This window comes from Actinomadura rubrisoli, assembly GCF_004349215.1.
In the GTDB taxonomy this organism is placed as follows: Bacteria; Actinomycetota; Actinomycetes; order Streptosporangiales; family Streptosporangiaceae; genus Spirillospora; species Spirillospora rubrisoli.
The window spans coordinates 1-11225 of the sequence record NZ_SMKU01000308.1 but is presented as its reverse complement, the minus strand read 5'-3'; the positions used below and the strand labels follow the sequence as shown (position 1 = coordinate 11225).

Genomic DNA, 11225 nt, shown 5'->3' with positions numbered 1-11225 from the left:
CCGCCCGTACTGCCCGCGCCGCCCGTACTGCCCGCGCCGCCGGTGATCGCCGCCTGCTCGTCCATCCCGGCGACCAGGACGACCTGCGCGATGCCGTGCTCGACGGCGCCGCCCAGCTCGTCCAGATCGACGGGGACGAAGCACGCGTCCGGCAGCCTCGGCAACATCCGGCGGGCCGCCTCGCCCGCGCCGTCCCCGTACATCACAAGGGTCCGCTCGCCCTCCGCCGCCACGCGCGACGCGGCGCCCGCAGATGTCATGTCCGTCTCTCCCCCCGGTCCTGGGCGACGAGCCTTCCGGAGACGCCGTCCGGTCGTGGACGAGGCGCGCCGGGATCCCGCGAACCCGTCCCGTCCGCGCCGCCCGCGCCGCCGACCCCGGCCGCGCCGCCCGCCCCGGTCGGCGGGTCCGGCGGGTCCGGCCACAGATCGGGGGCGATCAGGCCGAAGACGACCATGTCGTGGTTGGCGCCGTCGGGCCCGCGCTCGGCGCCGCGCGCCACGCCCTCGCGCCGGTACCCGGCCTTCTCGGCGACGCGGATCGAGGCGTGGTTGGTGGTCAGGGCCCGCAGCTCCACCCGGTAGAGCCCGCAGGCGCCCAGCGCCCACCGCGACACCAGCGAAAGAGTCTCCGTCGCATACCCGCGCCCGCGCGCGCTTGGCCGCATGCCGTAGCCGACCTCACACGTCCGCTGCTGCCAGTCGACCCGGAACAGCCCGATCGTGCCGAGCAGGCCGCCCGTGTCGCGGCCGATCACGGCCAAGTGGATGCCCAGCCCGAACCGCTGCACCTTGTGGACGCCCTCGCGCAGGAACCAGGCGAGCGGCTCCGCCTCCAGCACGGCCGGGAAGTTGGGCGGAAGGAACCCCTCCCCGCCGCGGATCACGTCGATCAGGTCGGCGGCGTCGTCCAGCCCGAACGGGCGCAGGACGAGCCGCTCGCCCTCCAGGCGCACGCTCCCCTCGAAGGCGTTCACCCGTGCTCCTATCGATCGCTCACCGGCAGGCCAGGACCATCCTGGACGCGAACCCAGGCGACCCCGCCCAGTGCAAGTGCAGGTAGGACGCGACACAGTCGCCCCGTACGAAACCCTCCGGACCGGACGTGGACCACTGCCAGGCCGCCTGCCAGTCGTCCGCCACCCCATGACCGGGTTGCGTCACCGTGCGATGGAACTCATGGCCGCGCACCCGTTCACCCGCCTGGGCGACGACCGAGCCGGTCACCGCCACCGCGGCACGATAGCCCAGCGTCAGGCGCGAGGCCATGGTCGCCTTGACGCCGTCCAGGACGCCGCACATGGGCGCACCGTCCAGCTCCTGCGCGAGGTAGAGCAGGCCCGCGCATTCGGCGTACACCGGACGGGACGCCTTGGCGAAATCCCCCAGCTCCTTGCGCAGCCGCTCGTTCGCCGACAGCTCCGCCGCGTACACCTCGGGGAACCCGCCGCCGACGACCACGCCACGGGTGCCGTCCGGCAGCGCCTGGTCGTGCAGCGGGTCGAACCGGACGACCTCGGCGCCCGCCGCCTCCAGCAGCTCCTCGTTCTCCGCGTAGCCGAACGTGAACGCGGGGCCGCCGGCCACCGCGATCCGCGGGCGGCGGTCCAGGGGCACAAGGCCCTCAGGAAGCGCGCCGCGCACCGCCTCGGCGGGGTCCCAGGGCGGGGCGGGCAGAGGCGGTGCGCCGCGGGCCAGCGCGAGCAGGGCGTCCAGGTCGCAGGACGAGCCGACCAGCTCGCCCAGCCGCCGGACGGTCCCGACCGCGTCGGCCCGCCGCTCGGCCGCCGGGACCAGCCCCAGGTGGCGGGACGGCGTCGCCGCGTCCTCGTGCCGCCGCAGCGCCCCCAGCACCGGCAGCCCCAGCTCCTCGACGGCCTCGCGGCACATCCGCTCGTGCCCGTCCGAGCCGAGCCGGTTGAGGATCACGCCGCCGACGCGGACCGCCCCGAACGAGCGGAACCCGTGCACGAGCGCCGCGACCGAGCGGCCCGCCGCCGCGGAGGCGTCGACGACCAGCACGACCGGGGCGTCCAGCAGCGTCGCGACGTGCGCGGTGGACGCGAAGTCGCCGCCGCCCGCACCGTTCGGCTCCCCCGTCCCGACCGCGCCGTCGTACAGGCCCATCACGCCCTCGACGACCGCGACGTCCGCCCCGGCCCCGCCATGCCGGAACAGCGGGACGACCAGTTCCTCGGAGGTCAGCCAGGGATCGAGGTTCCGCCCGGGGCGTCCCGTGGCGAGCGCGTGGTAGCCGGGGTCGATGTAGTCCGGCCCCACCTTGTGCGGCGACACCCGCAGGCCGCGCCCGGCGAACGCGGCCATCAGCCCGGTCGCCACGGTCGTCTTGCCGCTCCCGGACGACGGCGCGGCGATGACGAGCCGGGGAACGTTCATCCCTCGATCATCTCGTGTACCCCTCGATCATCTCGATCACCACTCGATGCCCTTCTGGCCCTTCTGGCCGCGGTCCATCGGGTGCCGCACCTTGCCCATCTCGGTGACGAGGTCCGCGACCTCCACCAGGCGCGGGTCGGCGTCCCGGCCGGTGATCACGACGTGCTGGCTGCCGGGGCGGTCCCTCAGCGTGGCGACGACGTCCTCCACGTCCACCCAGCCCCACTTCATCGGGTAGGTGAACTCGTCCAGCACGTAGAGCCGGTAGGTCTCGGCGGCGATGTCGCGCTTGATCTGCTCCCAGCCCTCGCGGGCGTCGGCCTCGTGGTCGGCCTCGGTGCCGGGCCGCTGGATCCACGACCAGCCCTCGCCCATCTTGTTCCAGAACACCGGCCCGCCCTCGCCCGTCTCGGCGTGCAGGCGGCCGAGGGCGAGCAGCGCGTTCTCCTCGCCGATGCGCCACTTCGCGGACTTGACGAACTGGAACACCCCGATCGGCCAGCCCTGGTTCCAGGCCCGCAGCGCCAGCCCGAACGCGGCGGTCGACTTGCCCTTCCCCGGGCCGGTGTGGACGATCACCAGCGGCCGGTTCCGGCGCTCGCGCGTGGTCATCCCGTCCTGCGGCACGTACTCCGGCTTGCCCTGCGGCATCTCAGTCCCCGTCCTTCGCTCGCGGCGCCCGTGCCCCCTCGGCCCGCGCCTCCTCGGCCCGCGCCTCCTCGGCCCGTGCCCTCTCGGCCCGTGCCCGCTCGGCCCGCGCCCGTCCGTCTTGCGTCCGCTCCACTCGTGCCCGCTCCACTCGTGCCCACGTCACGCGGCGTTCCTCCGGGCGTTCCGGACCACCCCGGCGAGCGCGTCTGCGGCGAGCTGGTCGAGCCGGACGGTCTCGGCGCCGAGCCGGACGCCGAGCGCGCCCGCCAACCCCAGCCGCACCGGCCCCGACTCGCAGTCGACCAGGACGGACGCCCCGCTCCCCAGGCGGCCCGCCAGCAGCCCGGCGGCGGCGGACGGGTCCGGCCCGTGCGTGGCGCGCCCATCGGTTACCACGACCACCAGCGGACGGCGGGCCGGGTCGCGCAGCCGCTCGACCCGCAGCACCTCGGCCGCGCGCATCAGCCCCGCCGACAGCGGCGTGCGCCCGCCGGTGGGAAGACGGTCGAGGCGCCGCGCCCCGGCCTCCACCGACGACGTCGGCGGCAGCGCCAGCTCGGCGCCCGTGCCCCGGAACGTGATGAGCCCGACCTTGTCGCGTCGCTGGTAGGCGTCCAGGAGCAGGCTCAGCACCGCCCCCTTGACGGCCCGCATCCGCTTCCGGGCGGCCATCGACCCGCTCGCGTCCACGACGAACAGGACGAGATTGCCCTCCCGTCCGTCCCGGATGGACTCCCGTAGGTCGGCCGAGGTCACGACCAACCCGACACCACTGCGTCCGCGCGCGCTCTGGTGCGGTGCTGCTGCGCGCAGGGTGGCCGTCAGGTGCAGCCCGCGCGCGCCTGGACGAGCACCCGACACGCGTCCGTATGGGCTACGCGCCTTGGAACGGCGTCCAGGCGCGCCCGTACCGATCCCTGGAACGGTGAACAGGCGGGGCTTGTACGCGGCGTCTGCCGTGGCGGGCTCGGTCTCCGAAGCGCGCCCCGTCCCGCTCTCCACGGACGGCTCGGACGGCTCGGATCCGTCCTGCTGAGCATCGCCGGACATCCCGCCTCCCGGACCTCCCCCAGGCTCGTCGGGGCCATCCGGCCCATCAGGCCCGTCTCCATCAGGCCCGCCGGAATCGTCGCCGGACGGCGGCTCCGGCTCGGGCTCGTCGTCGCCGTACTCGCCGTGCTCGTCCAGAACCTCGTCGAGCTTCTGCCGGTCGAGCCCCGGCGCGTCGAACGGATCGCGGCGGCGCCGGTGCGGCAGGGCCAGCCGCGCGGCGGTCCGGACGTCGTCGGACGTCACCGCGGCGCGGCCGTGCCAGGCGGCCAGCGCGATCGCGGCCCGCGCCGTGACCAGGTCGGCGCGCAGCCCGTCCACCTCGAACGAGGCGCACACGGCGGTGATCTGGCGGAGCGCGGCGTCGGTCAGCTCGACGCCGGGCAGCCGGTCGCGGGCGGCGGCGATCCGCTCGGCCAGCGCGGCCTCCTCCCCGGCCCAGCCGGCCGCGAAGCCCGCCGGCCCGTCCTCGAAGCGCAGCCGCCGCCGGACGACCTCGGCCCGCTCGGCGGGGTCGCGCGTCGCGGCGACCTCGACGGTCAGCCCGAACCGGTCGAGCAGCTGCGGCCGCAGCTCGCCCTCCTCGGGGTTCATGGTCCCCACCAGCAGGAACCGCGCCGCGTGCCGGACGGACACGCCCTCGCGCTCGACATAGGACTCGCCCATCGCCGCGGCGTCGAGCAGCAGGTCGACCAGATGGTCGTGGAGAAGGTTGACCTCGTCGACGTACAGGACGCCGCGGTGCGCGGCGGCGAGCAGGCCCGGCTCGAAAGCCTTCACGCCCTCGGTCAGGGCGCGCTCGATGTCCAGGGAGCCGGTGAGCCGGTCCTCGGACGCGCCCACGGGCAGCTCGACCAGCCGCGCCGCCCGTCCCTTGCCTTCGTCCCCGCGGTGGGGGCCGTCAGGGCAGGCCGGGTCGGGGACGTCCGGGGCGCAGGAGAAGCGGCAGCCGGGGACGACCGCGACCGGGGGCAGCAGCCCGGCCAGGGCCCGGACGATCGTCGACTTGGCGGTGCCCTTCTCCCCGCGCACCAGCACGCCGCCGACCCCCGGCGACACGGCGTTGATCAGCAGGGCCAGCTTGAGGTCGTCCATCCCGACGACGGCGGAGAAGGGGTAGCGCGCGCTCTCCGCGCGCCCCCCGGGAACACGGCTCATCGGCCCATCAGAGGGGGCATGCCTCATCGTCCTTCCTCGGGTGTCCACGCCCGTGGCGGTTGCCTGGACGACGGCCGGAGTCTCCTGGCTCCCGGATCAGCGCTCCCCCTCGGCCTTCCGGCCGGCCCCCGAGCGAGGGCCCGTGCCGTGGCGCGAGCGAAGGGGAACTCCCCTGGTCACAGTTGCGGGACAGCCCCGGATTCGCACCGGGTTCCTCCGCTTCCGTCGCCTGCACAGGATGGCACACCGTCCAGGGCGGCCCAAGTCGCCCCGGGGCGGCAATCCTGTTGACGCTGCGCCAACGACCGGCCGCGGAGTACGGGCCGAGGCCCCCGCCCTTCGGCATAGGCTGGCCCCGTGGCAGCGTCGCGATCCGAGCAGAGCGGGAAGTCCGGCCCGCCGGAACCCGCGCGGCGTCCGTCCCGGGCCAAGGCGAGCTACCGGCGCCTGACGCCGGACGAGCGGCGCGACCAGATCCTGCGGGTCGCGCGGCGGATGTTCACCGAGGTCCCGTACGCCGACGTCTCCACGGCCGCCATCGCCCGGGAGACCGGCGTCCAGCGCGGCCTGATCCACTACTACTTCGGCACCAAGCGCGAGCTGTTCCTGAAGGTCGTCCAGGGGCTCACCGCGACGGCCGCCGTGCAGGCACCGCCGCCGGACGAGCGCCTGACGCTCCCCGAGACGGTCGAGCTGTGCGTGAACCTCTTCCTCGACACCGCCGAGGCCAACGCCGTCACCTGGTTCGCGGCGCTGGACGCCGAGGGCTTCGGCCAGGACCCGGAGCTGCTGCGCATCGTCAACCGGTTCCGCGACCAGACGGTCGAGCACATGCTCGCCGTCATGCGCGTGCCGGAGCCGACCGACACGCTCCGCGCCGTCCTGCGCGTCTACTCGGGGCTGGCGGACGCCGCGACCCGCCAGTGGCTCCAGGAGAAGACCCTTGACCGCGACCAGGTGCACACCCTGCTCGCCCGGTCGCTGCTCTCGATGGTGACCGACATCGCCCCCGCCCTGGAGAAGCACTGACCGTCAGGGATGGGGCAGCGGCCGTCAGGGACAGGGCAGCGGCAACTCGACCCGCCCGTGGGCGGGGACGGCGAACCACACCGCCTTCCCCCGGACGGGCGGCCCGAGGCGCGACAGCGTCCGGACCATGCCCCAGCGTCCCTCCGACAGCTCGCGGACGATGCTGAGCCCGCGCCCGCAGTCGCCCGACGTCCACGAGTAGCCGGGCAGGGCGGCGTCGGCGAACGCGTCGAAGACCGCGCACCGCACCTCTCCGGTGGCGCCGTCCCCCCGGTAGAGCCAGAGCTCGTGCGGCCCGTGGTCGCCCGCGTGCTGGTGGGCGTTGGTCGCCAGCTCGCTGACCATCAGCTGGGAGTCGCCGATCACCTCGCCCGGCACGTCCAGCGAGGCGAGCGCGCCGCCGAGCGCGCGGCGCGCGTACCCGGCGCACCCCGGCCCGCCGGGCAGCGCCCAGACCCAGCCGGGCCTGGTGCCCGCGCGGACGTCGCCGGCCCCGCCGGCCATGGCGTCGGCCATGGTCTCCGCCGTGGGATCCGCCGTGAGCCCGGCCGCCTGATCCTGCGCCGGACGCTGCGGCGGGACGTGCTTCGCCCGGCGCGGCGGCACCGCCCTCAGGATGTCGTCGGTGATGTCAGGCGGGGTGTTCACGGGTCCTCCCGCGGTCTGCGTGCCCGGGCCGACGCCCCGGAGCCCGTTACTATGGGTCCCCGAGTAGTCACAGATTCAAGCATCTCGTGGGATTCTCAACCCCGCAACACGCTTTGCGATATTGCTCCGCCCTTACTGCCGGGTTCGTCATTCGCGTTGTGAGGCGGCGCCGAAGTGTGGAGACTCCACTGCCATGACCTACCGCCCGACCGTTCGTGGCCGCCGCCTGGCAAGGGAGCTCCGCAAGCTCCGGGAGGAGCAGGGCCTGACGCTCCAAGAGGTGGCCGACCGGCTCGACTGGTCGCGGGCCACCGTGTCCCGGCTGGAGACGAGCCAGACCCGGCCCCGGCCCGGCGACATCGCCGACATCCTCGACCTGTACGGCGTCCCGAGCCCCGGCCGCGACGCGCTCATCACGCTCGCCCGGCAGGCCGGCCAGCGCGGCTGGTGGACCGCCTACCAGGACGTGTTCGCGGGCAGCTACGTGGCACTGGAGGACGAGGCGTCCCACATCCGCACCTGGGATCCGCAGCTCATCCACGGGCTGCTGCAGACCGAGCAGTACTCCCGCGCGGTGATCACCGCCGGCCGGATGCTCCCCGGCCCGGAGGACATCGAGCGCCGCATCGCCGCCCGCAAGATCCGCCAGGCCCTGCTCGACCGGACGAACGCGCCGCGCCTGCACGTCGTCTTCGACGAGGCGGTGCTGCACCGGCACATCGGCGGCCTGGACGTGATGCGCGCGCAACTCGACGCCCTCGCCGCCGCAGCAAACCGCCCAAAGGTGACGATTCAGGTACTTCCGTTTACAGAAGCGGCACATGCGGGCCTAGACGGACGTTTCACCATATTGTCGTATCCAGACCCCGCAGACCCAGATATCGCCTATGTAGAGGGCACCATGGGTGACGTTTACCTTGAGAGCGCCGAGGCAATAGCACAACATAGGGAGCGCTTCGAGCGGATCGAAGCGTCAGCCCTGTCCCCCGAGGATTCCGCGCACCTCATCGTCGAGGCAGCAAGGAGTAGCCCGTGACCCACCTGCAGCGCGAACTCACCGGAGCCGTCTGGCGCACGTCGTCCCACAGCGGAAGCGGCGACCAGTGCGTCGAGGTCGCCCCCCTGTCCAGCGACCTGCACGCCGTGCGCGATTCGAAGGACCCCGGCGGCCCGACCCTGATACTGACGCCCGACGCATGGCGGACACTCCTGTCCTCGATCAGAGAGGCGTAATCAGTTCAATCCCGTCACGACGGTTGAGGCTTGTTGGGGTCGGATACTAGAACATGTTCTAGTATCCGACCCCAACGGTCGACAACTGGAGGGTGCTCGTGACCGCGGAACTCAAGCTCGGCATCAACGTCGGCTACTGGCAGCGTCACCCGGAGGACCAGACCGAGACCGTCCTCGCCGCCGAGCGGTGCGGCTATGACGCGGTGTTCACGGCGGAGGCGTACGGCTCGGACGCCTTCACGCCGCTGACCTGGTACGCGGCCCGCACGTCCCGGATCAGGCTCGGCACCGCCGTCGCGCAGATGTCGGCGCGCACCCCGGTGGCGACCGCCATGCACGCCCTCACGCTGGACGCGCTGTCGGGCGGGCGGCTGATCCTGGGGATCGGCGCGTCCGGGCCACAGGTCGTCGAGGGCTGGTACGGGCAGCCGTTCCCGAAGCCGCTGGCCCGCACCCGCGAGTACCTCGACATCGTCCGCCAGGTCTGGCGCCGCGAGGCGCCGGTGACCAGCGACGGCCCGCACTACCCGCTGCCGCTCCCCGGCGGGGCCGGGCTGGGCAAGCCGCTGAAGTCGATCGTCCATCCCGTCCGGCCGGAGATCCCCGTCTACCTGGGCGCCGAGGGGCCGAAGAACGTCGCGCTCGCGGCCGAGGCCACGCAGGGCTGGCTGCCGCTGTTCGTCGACCCGTCCCAGATCGAGCCGGTGTTCGGGGCGTCCCTCGTCGGCCGCCGGGACGGCTTCGAGATCGCCGCCACCGTCACCACGATCGTCACCGACGACCTGCCCGCCGCGCTGGAGTTCGCCAAGATCCCGCTCGCGTTCTACATCGGCGGGATGGGCGCCCGCGGCCGCAACTTCCACCTCGACATGATCGGCCGGCTCGGCTACGCGGAGCAGGCCGGGCGCGTGCAGGAGCTGTTCCTGGAGGGACGGCGCGCGGAGGCGATCAGGGCGGTGCCGGACGAGCTGGCCGACTCCATCTCGCTGCTCGGCCCGATCGGGCGCGTCAAGGAGCGGCTGGCGCTCTGGCGCGACAGCCCCGTCACCACCGTGCTCATCGCCGGAGTGAAGGACGAGCCCACGCTCCGCGCGATCAAGGATCTTGTCGACGGCTGAGCAAGCAGGACCTGTACTTTTTCGCCCAAGAATCTTACGTATCGGAAAGTTCCCACCATCACGGAGCGTGCCCTAACGTCGTGATCAGTCCACCCCGAGTAGCCGGGGCATGGGGAGGGGCGGTCCGGTTCCGGCCGGGCCGCCTCTCTCCATTTCGGGGTGGCCGGGACCCCGCCGTGCCCGATCACACACGGCGCGATGGAATGGGAGGCGACGCCGGGGCGCTGCACCAAGGGCCCCGAAAGATCGAAAGAGACTGGAGATGGGCACACGATGTCCACGCAGCAAGACGCCGCCCGGCTGCTCGTCCGGACCCTGGAGGCGGAGGGCGTCGAGTACGTCTTCGGCATTCCCGGCGAAGAGAACATCCACTTCGTCCACGCGCTGAACGACTCCGCCATCCGCTACATCCTCGTCCGGCACGAGCAGGGCGCCGCGTTCATGGCCGAGATCTACGGGCGGCTGACCGGCAAGGCCGGGGTGGCCTCCGCGACGCTCGGCCCCGGCGCGATCAACCTGCAGCTCGGCGTCGCCGACGCCACCACCAACAGCACGCCCGTCGTGGCGATCTCGGCGCAGGTCGGGCTGGACCGCATCTACAAGGAGTCGCACCAGATCATCGACCTGGTGTCGCTGTTCCGCCCGATCACCAAGTGGGCGGAGCTGGCGCCGACCGCCGAGGCGCTCCCGGAGATGGTGCGCAAGGCGTTCAAGACCGCGCAGACCGAGCGGCCGGGCGCGGTCTACCTGGCGATCCCCGAGGACGTCGAGAAGGCCCAGGTCTCCCCCGACCTCGCGCCGCTGCCGGTCAACGTCGTCCGCCCGCAGGAGCCGTCGCCCTCGCAGATCGCCCGCGCCGCCGACGTGATCGCCTTGGCCCGCCAGCCGATCGTCCTCGCCGGGCACGGCGCGGCCCGCAGCGGCGCGAGCGAGGCGCTCGTGCACTTCTCCGAGCGGCTCGGCCTGCCGGTCGCCACCACGTTCAACGGCAAGGGCGTGTTCCCGGACGACCACCGCCACGCGCTCGGCGCGGTCGGGTTCATGCGCCACGACTACGTCAACTTCGGCTTCGACGAGGCCGACGTGCTGATCGCCGTGGGCTATGAGCTGCAGGAGTTCGACCCCGTCAAGATCAACCCGGCCGGGGACAAGAAGATCATCCACATCCACCAGTTCCCCGCCGAGGTGGACGACCACTACCCGGTCGAGGTCGGCATCCAGGGCGACCTCTCGCGCTCCCTGCGCGCCCTCGCCGAGTCCGTCCACCGGCGGTTCGACGTGAACGGGACGGGCCAGAAGATCCGTCAGATGATGCGTGACGAGCTCGCCGAGGGCGCCGTCGAGAACGGCCACCCCCTCTCGCCGCGCCGCATCGTCGCCGACGTCCGCGCCGCGATGGGACGCAAGGACATCGTGCTCGCCGACACCGGCGCGGTGAAGATGTGGATGGCCCGCATGTACCCGACGTACGAGCCGAACACGCTGCTGGTCTCCAACGGCCTGTCGTCCATGGGCTTCGCGGTGCCCGGCGCGATCGCGGCCAAGCTCGCCCACCCGGGCCGCAGGGTCTTGGCCGCGACGGGCGACGGCGCGTTCATGATGAACTCCCAGGAGCTGGAGACCGCCGTCCGCGAGGACATCCCGATCACCGTGCTGATCTGGGAGGACGCCGCGTACGGGCTGATCGGGTGGAAGATGGACCTCGACCTTGGGACCAGCTCCCACATCACGTTCGGCAACCCCGACTTCGTCCGGTACGCCGAGAGCTTCGGCGCGCGCGGCTACCGGATCGGCGCCGCGGAGGAACTGCTCCCGACGCTCCGCAAGGCCCTGGCCGACGACGGCGTCTCGGTCATCACGGTCCCCGTCGACTACTCGCACAACCTCCAGCTGACCGACAAGCTCGGCGACCTGACCGGCCCCTTCTGACGCCCGCCCCCTG

11 protein-coding genes, 1 pseudogene and 1 riboswitch are annotated in these 11225 nt (G+C 73.0%); of the genes and pseudogenes, 5 read left to right on the top strand and 7 right to left on the bottom strand.

The features are described from left to right. The 6 genes and pseudogenes from E1298_RS36870 to E1298_RS36850 form a co-directional block, all read right to left on the bottom strand. Positions 1-260, bottom strand: a pseudogene (locus tag E1298_RS36870) (hypothetical protein); the annotation flags it as partial. Further along, the gene (locus E1298_RS36865; protein WP_131901718.1) at positions 257-976 is read right to left on the bottom strand and encodes a GNAT family N-acetyltransferase; all 720 of its coding nucleotides are present in this window, start codon (positions 974-976) and stop codon (positions 257-259) included. The gene E1298_RS36865 and the pseudogene E1298_RS36870, both read right to left, overlap by 4 nt. 19 nt (positions 977-995) lie before the next feature. Next, the gene (locus tag E1298_RS36860; RefSeq protein WP_131901716.1) at positions 996-2396 is read right to left on the bottom strand and encodes a cobyrinic acid a,c-diamide synthase CobB; all 1401 of its coding nucleotides are present in this window, start codon (positions 2394-2396) and stop codon (positions 996-998) included. Positions 2397-2432: 36 nt separating this feature from the next. Beyond that, positions 2433-3047, bottom strand: coding sequence for a cob(I)yrinic acid a,c-diamide adenosyltransferase (gene cobO / locus E1298_RS36855; RefSeq protein WP_131901714.1), 615 nt, complete (start codon positions 3045-3047; stop codon positions 2433-2435). Position 3048: 1 nt separating this feature from the next. After that, positions 3049-3210 (bottom strand): hypothetical protein, encoded by a 162-nt coding sequence (locus tag E1298_RS48730; RefSeq protein WP_165975854.1) that lies wholly within the window; start codon positions 3208-3210, stop codon positions 3049-3051. Next, on the bottom strand, positions 3207-5255 hold the full coding sequence (locus E1298_RS36850; RefSeq protein ID WP_131901712.1) for a putative cobaltochelatase: 2049 nt from the start codon (positions 5253-5255) through the stop codon (positions 3207-3209). Before E1298_RS36850 ends, E1298_RS48730 begins: the two co-directional genes overlap by 4 nt. A 78-nt stretch (positions 5256-5333) precedes the next feature. Further along, a riboswitch (cobalamin riboswitch) is annotated at positions 5334-5471 on the bottom strand. Between the two features lie 141 nt (positions 5472-5612). On the opposite strand from E1298_RS36850, the gene E1298_RS36845 reads away from it, so the two are divergent. Then, positions 5613-6284, top strand: coding sequence for a TetR/AcrR family transcriptional regulator (locus E1298_RS36845; RefSeq protein ID WP_131901710.1), 672 nt, complete (start codon positions 5613-5615; stop codon positions 6282-6284). A gap of 24 nt (positions 6285-6308) precedes the next feature. Here E1298_RS36845 and E1298_RS36840 read toward each other — a convergent pair whose 3' ends face one another. Beyond that, positions 6309-6932, bottom strand: coding sequence for an ATP-binding protein (locus E1298_RS36840; protein WP_131901707.1), 624 nt, complete (start codon positions 6930-6932; stop codon positions 6309-6311). Positions 6933-7125: 193 nt separating this feature from the next. Between E1298_RS36840 and E1298_RS36835 the strand changes: the two genes are divergently transcribed. From E1298_RS36835 to E1298_RS36820, 4 genes are all read left to right on the top strand, one after another. Next, positions 7126-7968: a helix-turn-helix domain-containing protein gene (locus E1298_RS36835; RefSeq protein WP_131901705.1), complete on the top strand. Its 843-nt coding sequence runs from the start codon at positions 7126-7128 to the stop codon at positions 7966-7968. After that, positions 7965-8165, top strand: a complete 201-nt coding sequence (locus E1298_RS36830; RefSeq protein WP_131901703.1) for a DUF397 domain-containing protein — start codon at positions 7965-7967, stop codon at positions 8163-8165. The genes E1298_RS36835 and E1298_RS36830 overlap by 4 nt, the downstream gene beginning before the upstream one ends. A gap of 98 nt (positions 8166-8263) precedes the next feature. Next, positions 8264-9283 (top strand): LLM class F420-dependent oxidoreductase, encoded by a 1020-nt coding sequence (locus tag E1298_RS36825; protein ID WP_131901701.1) that lies wholly within the window; start codon positions 8264-8266, stop codon positions 9281-9283. A 273-nt stretch (positions 9284-9556) separates the two neighbouring features. After that, on the top strand, positions 9557-11212 hold the full coding sequence (locus tag E1298_RS36820; protein ID WP_131901699.1) for an acetolactate synthase large subunit: 1656 nt from the start codon (positions 9557-9559) through the stop codon (positions 11210-11212). Positions 11213-11225: the final 13 nt, after the last annotated feature.